Origin of the sequence: Hymenobacter guriensis, from assembly GCF_015773195.1 — a bacterium.
Classification (GTDB): Bacteria; Bacteroidota; Bacteroidia; order Cytophagales; family Hymenobacteraceae; genus Hymenobacter; species Hymenobacter guriensis.
On sequence record NZ_JADWYK010000001.1, the window covers coordinates 602,807 to 618,582 of the forward strand.

13 protein-coding genes are annotated in these 15,776 nt (G+C 60.5%); 5 read left to right on the forward strand and 8 right to left on the reverse strand.

Annotated features, from left to right (window positions below; genetic code table 11):
* The first annotated feature begins 109 nt into the window (after positions 1–109).
* Complete coding sequence (gene pth, locus I5L79_RS02705; protein WP_196953471.1) at positions 110–679, forward strand: aminoacyl-tRNA hydrolase; 570 nt, start codon at positions 110–112, stop codon at positions 677–679.
* A gap of 152 nt (positions 680–831) precedes the next feature.
* Here pth and metG read toward each other — a convergent pair whose 3' ends face one another.
* Positions 832–2,880 carry a methionine--tRNA ligase gene (gene metG / locus I5L79_RS02710; protein ID WP_196953472.1) on the reverse strand — a complete coding sequence of 683 codons (2,049 nt, stop codon included), beginning with the start codon at positions 2,878–2,880 and terminating at the stop codon, positions 832–834.
* Positions 2,881–3,075: 195 nt separating this feature from the next.
* Here metG and I5L79_RS02715 point away from each other — a divergent pair, with 195 nt between their 5' ends.
* On the forward strand, positions 3,076–3,666 hold the full coding sequence (locus I5L79_RS02715; RefSeq protein ID WP_196953473.1) for a hypothetical protein: 591 nt from the start codon (positions 3,076–3,078) through the stop codon (positions 3,664–3,666).
* 76 nt (positions 3,667–3,742) lie between these two features.
* Here I5L79_RS02715 and I5L79_RS02720 read toward each other — a convergent pair whose 3' ends face one another.
* Positions 3,743–4,087: a hypothetical protein gene (locus I5L79_RS02720; protein ID WP_196953474.1), complete on the reverse strand. Its 345-nt coding sequence runs from the start codon at positions 4,085–4,087 to the stop codon at positions 3,743–3,745.
* 289 nt (positions 4,088–4,376) lie between these two features.
* Positions 4,377–4,934, reverse strand: a complete 558-nt coding sequence (gene msrB, locus I5L79_RS02725; RefSeq protein WP_196953475.1) for a peptide-methionine (R)-S-oxide reductase MsrB — start codon at positions 4,932–4,934, stop codon at positions 4,377–4,379.
* Between the two features lie 255 nt (positions 4,935–5,189).
* Here msrB and typA point away from each other — a divergent pair, with 255 nt between their 5' ends.
* Positions 5,190–6,998 carry a translational GTPase TypA gene (gene typA, locus I5L79_RS02730; protein ID WP_196953476.1) on the forward strand — a complete coding sequence of 603 codons (1,809 nt, stop codon included), beginning with the start codon at positions 5,190–5,192 and terminating at the stop codon, positions 6,996–6,998.
* A 65-nt stretch (positions 6,999–7,063) separates the two neighbouring features.
* Here the strand turns inward: typA and I5L79_RS02735 are convergent, their stop codons facing one another.
* The 4 genes from I5L79_RS02735 to arsS all read right to left on the reverse strand — a co-directional run bounded on the left by I5L79_RS02735 (position 7,064) and on the right by arsS (position 11,610).
* Positions 7,064–8,107, reverse strand: a complete 1,044-nt coding sequence (locus I5L79_RS02735; RefSeq protein WP_196953477.1) for a cytochrome d ubiquinol oxidase subunit II — start codon at positions 8,105–8,107, stop codon at positions 7,064–7,066.
* Between the two features lie 130 nt (positions 8,108–8,237).
* Positions 8,238–9,566: a cytochrome ubiquinol oxidase subunit I gene (locus tag I5L79_RS02740; RefSeq protein WP_196953478.1), complete on the reverse strand. Its 1,329-nt coding sequence runs from the start codon at positions 9,564–9,566 to the stop codon at positions 8,238–8,240.
* A 218-nt stretch (positions 9,567–9,784) separates the two neighbouring features.
* Positions 9,785–10,453, reverse strand: coding sequence for an MIP/aquaporin family protein (locus I5L79_RS02745; protein ID WP_196953479.1), 669 nt, complete (start codon positions 10,451–10,453; stop codon positions 9,785–9,787).
* Positions 10,454–10,563: 110 nt separating this feature from the next.
* Positions 10,564–11,610, reverse strand: a complete 1,047-nt coding sequence (arsS, locus tag I5L79_RS02750) for an arsenosugar biosynthesis radical SAM (seleno)protein ArsS (protein ID WP_196953629.1) — start codon at positions 11,608–11,610, stop codon at positions 10,564–10,566.
* A 240-nt stretch (positions 11,611–11,850) separates the two neighbouring features.
* Between arsS and I5L79_RS02755 the strand changes: the two genes are divergently transcribed.
* Positions 11,851–12,651 (forward strand): DUF547 domain-containing protein, encoded by an 801-nt coding sequence (locus I5L79_RS02755; RefSeq protein WP_196953480.1) that lies wholly within the window; start codon positions 11,851–11,853, stop codon positions 12,649–12,651.
* A gap of 158 nt (positions 12,652–12,809) precedes the next feature.
* Here I5L79_RS02755 and I5L79_RS02760 read toward each other — a convergent pair whose 3' ends face one another.
* A complete protein-coding gene (locus tag I5L79_RS02760) occupies positions 12,810–14,216 on the reverse strand; it encodes a urate hydroxylase PuuD (protein ID WP_196953481.1) in 1,407 nt (468 codons plus the stop codon).
* 221 nt (positions 14,217–14,437) lie between these two features.
* Here I5L79_RS02760 and allB point away from each other — a divergent pair, with 221 nt between their 5' ends.
* Positions 14,438–15,772, forward strand: a complete 1,335-nt coding sequence (allB, locus tag I5L79_RS02765; RefSeq protein WP_196953482.1) for an allantoinase AllB — start codon at positions 14,438–14,440, stop codon at positions 15,770–15,772.
* Positions 15,773–15,776 lie beyond the last annotated feature (4 nt).

A 15,776-nucleotide genomic window follows, 5' to 3' on the forward strand; every position in this document is an offset into this window, starting at 1 on the left:
TTTCGGGGGTTTACTGGCGCATCCGCTATTTTTGCCCGCGGACTCTGCTGACCGGCCAACCAGCGCCGATTACAAAATCCGTGAAATCTGTTTACATCTGAGCTAATCCGTGAGCAAGTTTTTAGTGCTGTGCCTGGGCAACATCGGGCCGGAATACGCCAATACGCGGCACAACGTAGGCTTTATGGTGGGCGACTACCTGGCCCAAAAGCACGACGCCGCACCCTGGGCGCTGGGCCGGCACGCCTTCACTACCGAAATCCGCCACAAGGGCCACACCTTCGTGTTGGCCAAGCCCACCACCTACATGAACCTGAGCGGCAAGGCGGCGGCCCACTGGCTGAGCGCACTCAAGCTGACGAAAGAGCAGATGCTGGTCGTGACGGATGACCTGGCTTTGCCCTTCGGTAAGCTGCGCCTGAAAGCCAAAGGCTCGGCCGGCGGCCAGAACGGCCTCAAGCACATCCAGGAGACCCTGGGCTCCGACGAATACGCCCGCCTGCGCTTCGGCATCGACTCCAGTTTCTCCAAAGGCAGGCAGGTGGATTACGTACTTAGCCCCTTCTCGGCCGATGAGAACATCGACCTGGAAGGACGCCTGGAAAAAGCCGCCGAAGCGGTGCTGGCCTTCGGCACCATGGGCGTGGAGCGGGCCATGAACGTGGTGAACGTGAAGTAAGGTCTTCACCCTGCCCCCTCTCCCAAGGATAGGAAAGCCAGTAACTCCGCTGGAACTGATTTGTCAGCCATTAAATGCAATGGCCTCAGCTTTTCAGCTGAGGCCATTGTTCGTTCGGGCCATTAGGCTCCCCTCTCCTTGGGGTGAGGCCCCTACGCTACGCCGGAGCCAGGCCGTACGGGGCTGCTGGGCTGCATCAGGCTAAGCACGCCGTCGGCGTTTTCGGCCATCAGGAGCATGCCCTGGCTCTGGATGCCTTTGATTTCGCGGGGGGCGAGGTTGAGCAGCACCTGCACCTGCTGGCCGACAAGGGCCTCAGGCAGGAAGTGCTCGGCAATACCCGATACAATGGTGCGCGGCTCCTCGAAACCGAGGTCTACGCTGAGCTTGAGGAGCTTTTTGGTTTTGGCAACCTTCTCGGCGGCCACGATGGTGCCGATGCGCAGATCCATCTGCTGGAACTGCTCGAAGCTGATGTCTTCTTTCGCGGGAGCGGCTACGGCGGCGGCCAGCTCGTTGGCTTTCTTGGTGTCGAGCAGCTTCTGCACCTGGGCTTCCACAGTGGCATCTTCTATCTTGGTGAAAAGCAGCGCGGCTTCGGCCAGCTGGTGGCCGGTGGGCAGCAGATCGGGGCGGCCGGCCTGAGGCCAGGTGCCTTTTTCGGTGTTGAGCATCCGGCCCAGACGGGCGGCGGCTTCGGGCAGGAAGGGCTCCAACAGCGTGACCAAGGCGGCAGCCAGCTGCAGGGAAACGTGTAGCACGGTGCCGGTACGGGCCTCGTCGGTTTTGATGAGCTTCCAGGGCTCCTGGTCGGCCAGGTACTTGTTGCCCAGGCGCGAGAGGTTCATCAGCTCATTTAGCGCGTCACGGAAGCGGTAGTTGTCAATCAGCTCCCCGATACGCGCCGGAAACTCGCTCAACTGGCGCAGTACATCCTCGTCCTCGGTGGTGAAGCCCACGGCGGCCGGTACTTGGCCTCCGAAGAACTTGTGGGTGAGCACCACGGCCCGGTTCACGAAGTTGCCGAGGTTGGCTACCAGCTCGTTGTTGTTGCGGGCCTGGAAGTCCTTCCAGGTGAAGTCGTTGTCCTTGGTTTCGGGGGCGTTGGCGCAGAGCACGTAGCGCAGTACGTCGGCCTGGCCGGGGAAATCCTGCAGGTACTCGTGCAGCCACACGGCCCAGTTACGGCTCGTGCTGATTTTGTCGCCTTCCAGGTTCAGGAACTCGTTGGCGGGCACGTTGTCGGGCAGGATATAGTCGCCGTGAGCCTTGAGCATCGCTGGGAAGATGATGCAGTGGAACACGATGTTGTCCTTGCCGATGAAATGCACCAGCTTGGTTTCGGGGTCTTTCCAGTAGGTTTCCCAGGTGTCGGGCAGCAGGTCCTTGGTAGCCGAGATGTAGCCGATGGGCGCATCAAACCACACGTAGAGCACCTTACCCTCAGCGCCGGCTACCGGCACGGGCACGCCCCAGTCCAGGTCGCGGGTTACGGCGCGGGGGTGCAGGCCCTGGTCGATCCAGCTTTTGCACTGGCCGTACACGTTGGCTTTCCAGTCCTGCTTGTGGCCTTCCACAATCCACTCGCGCAGCCAGGGCTCGTACTGATCCAGGGGCAGGTACCAGTGCTTGGTTTCGCGCAGCACGGGGTGGTTGCCCGAGAGCATGGAGCGCGGGTTGATGAGCTCAGTAGGGCTGAGCGAGGTGCCACACTTCTCGCACTGGTCGCCGTAGGCATTTTCGTTGCCGCAGTTGGGGCAGGTGCCTACGATGTAGCGGTCGGCCAGAAACTGGTCGGCCTTCTCGTCATAGTACTGCTCGGAGGTCTGCTCGATGAACTTGCCTTCTTCGTAGAGCTTCCGGAAAAATCCGCTGGCTACCTCGCGGTGGGTGTCGTTGGACGTCCGCGAATAGATATCGAACGACACCCCGAAATCCTTGAATGAGTCGCGGATGATGGCGTGGTACTTATCGACTACCTGCTGGGGCGTAACGCCCTCTTTCTGGGCCCGGATGGTGATGGGCACACCGTGCTCATCGGAGCCGCAGATGAATTTCACGTCGCGCTGCTGGGCGCGCAGGTAGCGCACATAGATATCGGCGGGCAAGTACACGCCAGCCAAGTGGCCGATGTGCACGGGGCCATTGGCATAAGGCAGCGCGGCCGTAACGGTATAGCGTTGGGGAAAAGTAGCAGACATGCGAAAAAGCTGAAAAACGGCACAAGGGCCCGGCAGCGCGGGCATCAGGCCACAAAGGAACGAGGAAAATGCAGGATATCCGGCAGGAGCCGCCACCTGAGCAAAGCCACTGCCCAAACGCTTCTCCTATTTATCAACCACCCGGCGCGCTTCCCGTACCTTAACCTCGACTATTCTCCCAAACCTCCCGTCCCGATGAAGAAAACCGCAAAAGCACCGGCCGAAAAGAAGGCCAAGAAAACCCCTGAGGTGAAAGCCGAGCAAAAGGCCCAGCGCAAAGCCGCCAAAGCGGCCAAGGCAACCGCGTCGTCCACTGACTCACTGACGGACGCCCGCTCACAGAAGAAAGCCAGTCAGAAAAAGAGCCTGAAAGCGGCTGCCAAGCAGCTGCAGCAGGAACTCGACAAACGCATGGACGAGGTAGTGAAGCGCATCCGGCAGGAAACCAAAGCCAAGCTCAAGGAAGTGGTGAAGGAAGCCACCCGCCGCCTCGATGCCGATACGGAGCGCATGTTTGAGCAGGCCCTGCACACGATAGTGCGCCACTACGATACCGGTTCGCCCGCCGGCTCCGACAGCATCAGCACCGATGCCGACGTACTGACCGGCTCTGGCAACGAAGGCCTGGACGCCCCCCTGGCGCCGGTAGCCCCGCGCCGCCCGGTTGCCAAGGCCCGACCCGCTGCCAAGTCTGCCGCCTCAGGCGCTGCCAAAACCACCAGCCGCCCGGCCGGCAACCGTAAGCCCGCCGCCGACAGCACCGCTACGTCCAACGAAGCGTCCTGAATCAGTCAGCAAACATAAAAAGGTCCCCCAGCTTCAAGGAGTTGAGGGACCTTTTTATGTTTGGTTAGACCGAGTGTTACGGCCGGCGCAGCGTATCGGTGGGGGCCCCATTGATGCGACGCAGGCGGGTTTCGGGCGTGGAGTTGTTGGGGTCATTGGTGTTCAGGCTTTCGGGGCGCTTGCGGGAATTGATGCCACTGGCCTGCTCCCGGATAGGCACGCGGCCGGGCGTGGCATCAGGCACCGAGCCGCCGTAGCCCGCGTTGCTATTATAAGCAGCCTGCCGGTCGGCATCCGACTGGATGGAGGCCGGCACAGCGGGCCGCTCCAGCTCGGCGGCGCTTTCCTCGGCGGCCGTGCAGGAAAGCAGGCCAGCCAGCGCAGGAAGCAAAAGCCGGAAAGAAATAACGGGGAGTTTCATGGCAGAAAAACAGAGAAGCCCGCCATTAACCGACGGGCTTCTCTACAACGGCACAGCGGCGCGGAAGTTGACGTTGAGTTGAATGGCCTACTGGGTAAATGACCGTCATTGCGAGCAGAGCGAAGCAATCCGGCCGCTGAAATGTGACAAGCTCCAATAAAACAGAAAGCCCCTGCCGCATCATCCGTCAGGGGTTTTCTGGTAAAAGAATGGAGTTGGTATTGTTCAGGACGGATTGCTTCGCGTGGCTCGCAATGACAGCCGCTCAACAATTCACCCATTCAGCCATCTACTTGGCTTTTTCGAATACCATGCCGTTGCCATCCATGCAATAGCGCAGGCCGGTGGGCTTGGGGCCGTCGTTGAAGACGTGACCGAGGTGGCCGCCGCACTGGGCGCACAGGAGTTCGTCGCGGCTCATACCGTAGCTTTTGTCGGCTGTTACTTTCAGGCTGTTTTCGGAGGCCGGAGCCCAGAAACTGGGCCAGCCGGTGCCCGACTCAAATTTGGTTTCCGAGGAAAACAGCAGATTGTGGTCGGCGGCGCAGTAGTAGTTGCCTTTCGCGTGGTTGTCGTGGTACTTGCCCGTGAAAGGCCGCTCAGTGCCCTGCTGCCGCAGGATAAAATACTGGTCCGGGGTAAGCTGAGCTTTCCACTGCGCATCGGTTTTGCGGATGGGAAACTCGTCGGGCTTGCCCGTGACAAGCCGGGGCTTGGGATAGGCTTTGGCAGCGGCCGTGGGCTGCGTGGGCGCCTGGGGCTTTTCTACGGCCACGGGTTTTTTCTGCGAGCAGGCCGAGTTCAGGGTGAAAACCGACAGCAGCAGAATCAGCAAGGAAGAACGCATTCGGAAAAGGGAAAAGACGAGTGCACGATGTAAGAAGACAGGGCCGCAACCCAGGTTGCAGGTACAACATACGCAGCCGGCCTGCGGTTCGGCTTTGCCGCTCCAATCAGTTCCTTTGGGCCTTTCTGGAACCGCAGGGGGCCAATAAGTTGTCTTGCTTCCCGTTGGCTGTTTCTTCCTCTCTCAGTAACAATTAATTACCTGCAGGTTTTTGCGCCAAACATTCCGTACCTTTGCACCCGGAAAACCCATTGTATGCAGAACATTCGCAATATCGCCATCATCGCGCACGTTGACCACGGCAAGACTACGCTCGTGGACAAGATCATTCACGCCTCCAAGCTGTTCGACGAGCACCAGCAGTTCGACGACCTCATCCTTGACAACAACGACCTGGAGCGTGAGCGGGGCATTACCATCGTCTCCAAAAACGTATCGGTACGGTACAAGGACGTAAAAATCAACATCATCGACACCCCTGGTCACGCCGACTTCGGCGGCGAGGTGGAGCGGGTGCTCAAGATGGCCGACGGCGTACTGCTGCTCGTGGATGCCTTCGAAGGCGCCATGCCCCAGACGCGCTTCGTGCTGGGCAAAGCCATTGACTTGGGCCTGAAGCCCATCGTGGTAGTAAACAAAGTCGATAAAGAAAACTGCCGCCCCGACGAGGTGCACGAGCAGGTTTTCGACCTGATGTTCAACCTCGGCGCCAACGAAGACCAGCTGGACTTCGTGACCTTGTACGGCTCCTCGAAGCAGGGCTGGATGAGCACCGACTGGAAACAGAAAACCGACAGCATCATCCCGTTGCTCGACGCCGTGGTGGCCTCTATTCCGCCCGCTCCGCAGCTGGACGGCACGCCCCAGATGCAGGTTACCTCGCTCGACTACTCCTCGTTCGTGGGCCGTATCGCCATCGGCCGCGTACACCGCGGTACGCTGAAGGAAGGCTCGAACATGAGCCTGGTGAAGCGCGACGGCACTATCAAGAAAGTAAAAATTAAAGAGCTGCAGGTGTTCGAAGGCTTGGGTCGCACCAAGGTTTCGGAGGTTAGCTCCGGCGAAATCTGCGCCGTAACCGGCATCGAAGGCTTCGAAATCGGGGATACGCTGGCGGATGCCGAGAACCCCGAGGGACTGGCCATCATCAGCATCGACGAGCCGACGATGAACATGCTGTTCACCATCAACAACTCGCCCTTCTTCGGCAAGGAAGGCAAATTTGTAACCTCGCGCCACCTGCGTGACCGTCTGTTCAAGGAAACCGAGAAAAATCTGGCGCTGCGCGTAAAGGAAACCGATAAGGAAGACACGTTCCTCGTGTACGGCCGCGGTATTCTTCACTTGTCGGTTCTCATCGAAACGATGCGCCGCGAAGGGTTTGAGCTGCAGGTAGGCCAGCCGCAGGTACTGTTCCGTGAAGACGAGAACGGCAACCGCACCGAACCCATCGAGCACCTGGTGGTAGACGTACCGGAGGAAACCGCCGGCAAGGTTATCGAGCTGGTGACGATGCGCAAAGGCGAGCTGACCATTATGGAGCCCAAGGGCGACCTGCAGCACCTGGAGTTCAACATTCCGGCCCGCGGTCTGATCGGTCTGCGTAACAACGTGCTGACCGCCACCGCCGGTGAGGCCATCATGAACCACCGCTTTCAGAGCTACGAGCCGTACAAGGGCGTAATCCCCGGTCGTATCTCCGGTTCGCTGATTTCGATGGACACCGGTGCCGGCACCGCCTACACCATCGACAAGATGCAGGACCGCGGTGAGTTCTTCGTTGATCCGGGCGAAGAGGTATACGCTGGCCAGGTTATCGGTGAGCACACCCGTCCCAACGACCTGACCATCAACATCCAGAAAGGCAAAAAACTTACGAACATGCGTGCTTCCGGCACGGATGACAACGTGAAGATTGTGCCCAAGCGCCAGTTCTCTTTGGAGGAAGCCATGGAATACATCCAGAAGGATGAGTACCTAGAGGTGACGCCGAAGTCGGTGCGGATGCGCAAAATCCTGCTCGACGAAAACGAGCGTCTGCGCTCGGCCAAGAAAGTAGACTAGTTTTCAGAACTACTAGAGAAAAGGGTTGCAGCCAGTGGCTGCAACCCTTTTTGCGTTTGTGTGGCCTACTTCCGGACCGCCGCAATGGTAGTTCCTTCGGCCACTTCCTCTGCCTCGTGCTGAAAGCTGTAGTAGAGGTAGTACAGCGCCGGCAGAATAAATATGCTGCCTAGCAGCAAGGCCCAGCCCAGCGCCTGCATGGTAGCCGCCGGAGCCTGGTCGCGCAGCAGAGAAAGGTTAGAGCCGTGCCGCAGCACCACAAAATCGGGGAAGTGCCGGTAGCCGATGGCTAGCAGAATCATCGTCACCTGAAAGCCGGCCAGCAGGCGCGGCAACACCGTATGCCCCCGGCTGACGGCGTAGAACAGCCCGCCCAACGACAGCGTAGCCAAGCCTACTGCCGAGGAGCCTACCCAGTTGCCGAAAATCCACGGCCCAAGCGGGATGCCCTCGAACCCGGCCGCCACAAACACCAGTGCGCCGGCCAGAAAGGTAATGATGGTCATCGTGCGCGTCTTGCGAATGAAGTAGCGCTTATCCGCTTCGTTGTGGGTTTCGCCGATGCTGTACACGCTGGCCAGAAACCCGCACAAGGCCACCGTAAAGGCGCCCACGGCCACGGCAAACCAGTGCAGCCAGCTCCATACGTAGGCCGTCAGAAAATCGGTAGCGGCGGGGTTGACATAGCCAGCCAGCACGCTGGCGGCAATAACGCCCAGAAAAAACGGCGTTACGGCGCTGGAAAGCGCAAAAATGCGGTTGTAGAGCATCTGCATCCGGTCCTTCACGGCATCGTAGTGCCGGAACACGAAAGCGGTGCCGCGGGCAATGATACCGAGCAGCATTACCACCAGCGGAATGTGCAGGCTCACCGACATGACGCCGTAGATGCGCGGGAAGCCCACAAACAGAATCACCACCGCAATGATGAGCCACATGTGGTTGGCTTCCCAGATAGGCCCGATTGCGTGCGACATGGTCTGGCGGGCAGCGCTACGATTTTTGCTCCGCGTGAACAGTTCCATGATGCCCGCGCCAAAATCGGCGCCGCCCAGCAGCAGGTACAGCCAGATGGCCAGGCACAGGTAAATAATGACGACGTATTGCATCTTTTCGATTGTTTTTGACCGTCATGCCGAGCGCAGCCGAGGCATCTCGCTAGTGTGGTAATTACCATAACAGCATCAGCACGCGAGATGCCTCGGCTGCGCTCGGCATGACAGCCCTTCCAGAAAAATGTCAAGCCGCTCCAACTAAAGCCGGCCGGTCGTACAGCTCCGGCACCATCTTGATCTGGCGGTAGAGAAGGAATATAACCACCAGGCTCAGCGACAGATAGACGGCCGTGAACAGGTAGAACGAGTAGGCAATACCCGGCATGGGCGTCACGGCGTCGCGGGTGCGCATAATGCCGTATAGAATCCAGGGCTGGCGGCCCACTTCCGTTACGGTCCAGCCCGCTTCCACCGCAATAAAGCCGGCCGGAATAGCGGCCACGAACAGCTTCAGCAGCCAGTCGGCGCGTAGCCAGTGCGGCCGGCGCCACAGGGCCCAGAAGTACAGCAGCGCCAGCCCCATCATAAACATGCCCAGCCCCACCATTAGCTGAAACGCCAGGTGCGGCACCGTTACCGGCGGCCGGTCAGCCACGGGAATCCGGTCGAGGCCGGTGACTTCCTGCTCGAAGTTGCCGTGCGCCAGGAAGCTGAGCGCCCCGGGAATCTTGATGGCGTAATCCACGCGCTGCTCCTTTTCGTTGGGCAGGCCGCCCAGCACCAGCGCGGCCGATTTCTCGGTGTGGAAATGGGCCTCCATAGCCGCCAGCTTAGCGGGCTGGCGCCGGGCCACGTCCTTGGCCGAAAAGTCGCCGCTGAGGGGTTGTAGCACGGCCGCCACTGTGCCGAATACGGCCGCAATTTGAAACGCCCGGAAGTGAAAGTGAATGTTGCGGCGCTTGAGTACCATGAGAGCATGCACGCCGGCCACCGCAAAGCCCGTAGCCGCAAAGGCTGCCAGCGTCATGTGCAGGGCCTGGGAAAGCCAGGCGTCGTTGAACATAGCCCGCACCGGGTCGACATTCAGGTACTGGCCATTCACGTAATCGAAGCCGGAGGGGCTGTTCATCCAGGCGTTGGCCGCTACCACCAGAATGCCCGAGGCTAGCCCGCTCACGCCCACGACCACGCCCGTAAACCAGTGAAACCACGGGTGAAACCGGCCCCAGCCGTAGAGAAAAAAGCCGAGGGCAATAGCCTCAATGAAAAACGCGGTGCCTTCCAACGAAAACGGCATGCCGAAGATAGGGCCGGCGTGCTCCATAAACTTCGGCCACAGCAGCCCCAGCTCAAACGAAAGCACCGTGCCCGACACCGCCCCAACGGCGAAGAAAATGGCCACGCCCTTGCTCCAGGCCTTAGTGAGGTTGCGGTAGGTTTCGTCGCCCCCGCGCAGCCACTTGTAGTGCGCCACGGCCATAAAAAACGGCATCACCATCCCTATGCAGGAAAAGATGATGTGAAAGCCCAAAGACAGGGCCATTTGGGAGCGGGCGGCCAGAAAATCATCCATAGCGCAAACCAAGCGAAGGCGTGAGGCCCCTCCCGCAGGAGCGGCAAAAAGCCAGGTAGGTCGCGTATGTTTCGACTGAGGCCGCAACCTGCCTGCCACAACGCCGGCAAGGTAGGCCCCGCAACTCAGGGTTGGAAGGATTTACTTAAAAATCCTGCGCAGGTGGCTATTTGCAGAGGAAATCAAGCTCACCGTATAATGTAGCATCTGGCAGCAACTCAGGCTTCGGGCGGGCGCAGCTCCAACAGCCTGTCCACGACTACAGCTAGTAGCACCCCAGCTACCGGAGCCACTACGTACACCCAGGCGGCGGTGATGTGCCCGCTTAGAATAGCGGGCGCCAGAGAACGGGCCGGGTTCATGGAGGCGCCGCTCAGCGGGCCGGCCACCAGGGCTTCCAGCGCTACCGTGGCGCTGATGGTGAGGCCCACCAGCAAGCCCTGCTCGTAGAAGCCGGACGTAACCCGCAGGATGACGAGCATAAGCCAGAACGTGAGAAACACCTCGATGCCGAACGCCTGGGCGGCGCCGTGGGCCGGCAGCGTAGCGCCCAGCGCTGAGCCCGGCGCGGCCAGGAGCTTCACCAGCGCACTGCCCGCGAAGGCGCCCACCAGCTGCGCAGCTACGTAAGGCAGCACCCGCCGGCCCGGAAAGCGCCCCGCCGCCCAGAACCCCAGCGTCACCGCTGGGTTCACGTGTGCCCCGCTCACATGACCCAGCCCCTGAATCAGGACGAGCACCACCAGCCCGAAGGCGGCGGCTATGCCCCCGTGGCCCAGTGCGTGGGTTTGTTCATTTACCACCACGGCGCCGGTGCCGAACAGCATGAGCACGGCGGTGCCTAGGGCTTCTGCCAGCAGGCACTGGCGCAGCGTAACCGTCCTCATGCAACGCCGCCGGTAAGCGCAGCGGCAGCAAAGAGAGCCGCCTCTACAAGCATAGACCCAGGAAAGCTACCGCAGCCGGGGTCGAAAGCAGAGGAAAGTAAGCGCATAGGCTAAGCCGTGGTGCCGCCGCAGCTGGAGCCGGCTCCGGCCGTACAGCCGTAGCAGTGTTGGTTTACCACCACGGCGCGCTCGGCCAGCTGGGCCGCGTCGAAGTCCCGGATGTGGCGCACGGGGCTGGCTACCGTCAGGTCGAGCATCTGGTTGAAGTCGCAGTCGTAGAGCTGTCCGTCCCAGCCCACTGAAATGGTGTTTCGGCACATCACGCCGGCCGCAGCAGCAGGGTTGAAGGCCGAAACCAGCTTTTCCATGTACGCCGCGTAGTTGCCCGATTCAATCAGGTAGTCGAGGTAGCGGCTGACGGGAATGTTGGTGATGGCGAACAACTGGTTGAACACGATGCCGTGGTCTTTGAGCAGAGCGCGCTTGAAGTCCCGCTCCAGCCCGGCCTGCGAAGCCGGCAGAAACGCTCCGGCAGGGTTGTACACCAGGTTCAGCGTGAGGCCGCTGCCTTCCTGCCCGTAGCCCACGGCGTTGAGCATCTTCAGGGCCCGCACCGAATCCTCGAACACCCCGTCGCCGCGCTGCCGGTCGGTTTTGCTGGCGTTGTAGAAGGGCAGGGAACTGACGACTTCCACCCCGTGCGCCCGGAAAAACTCCGGCAAGTCGTAGTACTTCTTGTTGGCCACGATGATGGTAAGGTTGCAGCGCACGATGATGTGGCGACCCAGGGCGTGAATCTGCTCCACGAACCAGCGGAAATCCGGGTTCATCTCCGGCGCGCCGCCGGTCAGGTCCACCGTTGGGATGTCGGTCTGGGCCAGAGCATCTAGGCAGAGCTGCATGGTTTCGCGGGTCATGATTTCCTTGCGGTCGGGCCCGGCGTCCACATGGCAGTGCTTGCAGACCTGGTTGCACATCTTGCCCACGTTGATTTGCAGCACCGCCGGAGCCACCGGCCGTAGCGGAAACAGGTTGGCCTCGCGCAGCTTCTGGTGAAACGGCGGCAGAAAAGCCCCCTCGGCCTGGTCGGCCCGGAGCACGGTGAGCTGGTAGGCCGGGTCGGCAAGCTGGCTGCCGGTGGCTTTCAGGGACTTGATCATGGCAGGAAAATGCAGCGGCCCGAATGCCGGCGCGGGCAGAGAAACGAGTGAAGAAGCCGGCCGATTCGATGGAACGGTACCTACGAACAAAGCCAATCCGGCAGATGTTACCACCGGGCTTTATTCGCCAAGGTACGCAGCCGCCGCAAGCTGCTCAGGGCTACGGCAGATTCGCGCTCCTATCCAACCAGTCGTGGCTACATCTTTGCAGGCGGGCGCCTACGTATGTCTGCTGCCATGAAACGATTAACTTCTCTCCTACTGCCAGCATTCCTGTTGCTGTCGGCCGGCGCACTCACCGCCCGTCCTTTGCCTGGGGCTCACCGGCCGGCTGCTACCGCCGCCCCGGCCGTCAACGCGCCCATCGACCACATGGCTTTTGACCGGCTGCTGAAAAAGCACGTCAACGCCCGGGGCCTGGTCGATTACCAAGGTTTCAAGGCCGACGAAAAGGCATTCAACCAGTATTTGGCACAGCTGAGCAAGAACGCGCCCGCCGCCAGCTGGAGCAAGCCCGAGCAGATGGCTTACTGGATCAACGCTTACAACGCCTACACTATCCGGCTCATCCTCGACCATTACCCGCTGCAAAGCATCAAGGACATCGGCTCGAAAATTCAGATACCGCTCGTGTCTACGCCCTGGGCGGCCCGGTTTTTCAGCATCGGGGGCGAGAAAATGAGCCTCGACCACATCGAGCATAGCATCCTGCGCAAGCAGTACGACGACCCGCGCATCCACTTCGCGCTGGTGTGCGCCTCCATTTCCTGCCCGCGTCTGCGCAACGAGGCCTACACCGCCACCCAACTCAGCCAGCAGCTCGACGACCAGGGCCGGAACTTTCTGAACGACCCGGCCAAAAACAACGTTGGCCGCGCCGCCGCCCAGCTTTCCCGCTACTTCGACTGGTACAAGGCCGACTGGGAAAAGAACGGGCAGTCGGTGGCCAAGTGGGTGAACCGCTACAGCAAAACCCGGATGAACGCCGATGCCAAGGTGACCTATCAGGATTACAACTGGAACCTGAACAAGCAGTAGAAGCTGCTAGGCCGTCATTCCGAGCGCAGCCGAGGAATCTTGCTAGTGTGGTAATAAGCTTACCAGTGCAATATCAGCACGCGAGATTCCTCGGCTGCGCTCGGAATGACGTTCTTTTATATTCTACACGACCATCAAACGGTGCTTTAGGTGGCCATCTACTCCAGCTTCGCGCCCTGCTCTATCCAGCACCGGATCAGGTCCCGCTCCTCCTGGGTCATGTGGGTTTTGTTGTTCTGGGGCATCGTTTTGGTGACAACCACACGCTGCATGACTTTGTCCTGGAGGCGGGCAATATCGGCGGGCGTATCGAACACCACGCCGTTGGGCGCAGTGGTGAAGACCTCATCGGTGGGCGTGGCGGAGTGGCAGCGCACGCACCGCAGCTGCACAATGCCCTGTACCTGGGCCACGCCCACGTTGGGGGTGCAGGCAGCGGCCGTACCGGTTTCGGTTTTCGGGGCCGTGACGAAGGCCACCGCCAGCAGCAAACCCGCCGCCAGCGGGAACACCAGCCCAGTGGCCTGGTGCTTTTCGCGCAGATTCAGCCAGTGCTTGATGCCGGCCGTGCCCAGGGCAATGGCGGCCAGCACTGCCCAGGGGTAGCTGTGCCCGAAGGTGCTGGGGAAATGGTTGCTGATCATCACAAACAGCACCGGCAGCGTGAAGTAATTATTGTGCAAGGACCGAAGCCCGGCGTGTTTGCCTAGTTCGGGGTTGAGTGGCTGGCCTTCAGTAGCGGCCTTCACCATGGCTTTCTGGGCCGGGATGATGATAAAAAACACGTTGCCCACCATGAGCGTGCCCAGCATGGCCCCGAAGTGTAGGTAGGCCGCCCGGGCACTGAACACCTGGCAGTAAAACCACGCGAAGGCCGTGCAGATCAGAAAGCCCAGCACCGCTATAACCAGTCCGTTCTTCACCAGCGGGGTGCGGCACAGCACGTGGTAGAGCACCCAGGCCACCACAAAAGAGCCCACCCCAATAGCCACCCCGGTCAGCGGACTGATGGCCAGCACCTGCGGGTCGATGAGCATGGCGCCAGCGTTGAAGTAATACACCACGCACAACAGGCTGAAGCCGGTAAGCCAGGTGAAGTACGCTTCGTACTTAAACCAGTGTAGGGCCTTGGGAATCTGGGGCGGGGCCAGCTTGTATTTCTCCAGGTAATAGAAGCCGCCACCGTGCACGGCCCATAGGTTGCCAGCCAACTCCTCGCGCACGTTGTCGGTGCGGTTGAGGGCATTTTCCAGGAATACGAAGTAGAAGGAGGCCCCAATCCAGGCAATGCCGAAGGTGACGTGCACAAGGCGCACCACAATGTTGAGCCACTCCATGAGGTGGCCTTCCCAGGGCGTGCCCTGTACCAGCAGGTAAAACACGAGCAGCAGAAACAGCACCGCCAGCACCGTGAGAGCGTAACCGAAGCCCTGCATGGTGAGGCCACTCTCGCCCAACTCTCCGCCGCGCCAGTGGGTGCGGGCCACTCTGTGAAGCACCCAACTGGCACCTACAATCAATAAAAACACCGCCGCCACCACCAACAAAACCACTACGTGCATCATACGCTAACTAAAAACGCGCCCCTAATATCAGTTTGGGGAAAGGGGAATACGCAAGAAAACAACTTTACAAAACCCGTCAAAATACTATCTGTCAGCCGGTAGCCTCCAGTCGGAAGCAACTTATTTGACGTTGTTCTGGCGGTTTCGGCCAAACAAAGGCCGCGCGAGCAGCACTTCGTGTTTGAAATATTCTCATTTTGTAGCACAGTTCATTACACTTCATGCAGGATTTCGCTTTAGTCAGTAAAAAAGTGGTGCTGCCCACCGGCGTGCAGCCGGCGCTGGTAGTGGTGCAGGCCGGGCGCATTGCGGCGGTGTTGGAGCCCGGCGTGCCCGTGCGAGTACCGATTATCGACTTGGGCGAGCGAGCTATACTACCCGGCCTCATCGACCCGCACGTGCACATCAACGAGCCGGGCCGCACCGCTTGGGAAGGCTTCGACACGGCCACCCGCGCTGCCCTGGCCGGCGGACTCACCACGCTGGTGGACATGCCCCTGAACTCGGCGCCCGTCACGACTTCGGTAGCGAACCTAGAGCTGAAGCTGGCCGCTGCCCGCCAGCACCTGCACACCAACGTAGGCTTTTGGGGCGGCATCGTGCCTGGCAATGCGGCGGAAGTAGAAGGGCTGATTGCCGCCGGCGTGCTCGGCTTTAAAGCCTTTCTGACGCACTCTGGCATCGACGATTTCCCGAATGCTACTGAGGCCGACCTGCGCGCCGTGATGCCCCTGCTGGCTCGTCACGGCCTGCCCCTGCTGGTGCACTGCGAGCTAAGCCAAGACGACGATGCCTGGAAGCAGGGCGACAAGCAGTCGTACCCGAACTACCTGGCATCCCGCCCCAAAAGCTGGGAAGACGAAGCCGTGGCGCTGATGATTCGACTGTGCCGGGAAACTGGCTGCCGCACCCACATCGTGCATTTGTCATCGGCTGATTCCCTGCCCCAACTGGTAGCAGCCAAGGCCGAAGGGCTGCCCATTACGGTAGAAACCGGCCAGCACTACCTGTTTTTTGCCGCCGAGGATATTCCCAACGGGCAAACCCGCTTTAAGTGCGCCCCGCCCATCCGGGAAAGGGCCAACAACGAGCAACTCTGGCTGGCCCTGCAAAGCGGCCTCATTGACTTTGTGGCTACCGACCACTCCCCCGCCCCGCCCGACCTCAAGCAGCTCGATTCCGGCGACTTCACCACGGCCTGGGGCGGCATTGCGTCTTTGCAGCTGGCCTTGCCGGTGCTCTGGACGGTGGCCCAACCGCGCGGCGCTTCCCTAGTGGATCTGGCGCACTGGCTGAGCGCCAATCCTGCCAGGCTCATTGGCCAGGCTCACCGCAAAGGCCAGATTGCCGCGGGCTTCGACGCCGATTTGCTGGTGCTCGACGAGGAAGCCACGTTCACAGTCACCGAAGAGCTGTTGCACCACCGCCACAAAATCAGCCCGTATGTGGGCCAGCAGCTGCGCGGGGTGGTGGAGCAAACCTATTTGGCCGGACAGTTGGTCTATAATCGGCCCGAGTTCATCAGCCTGCACCAAGGCCAGGTCGTTACCCGCTAGCTGT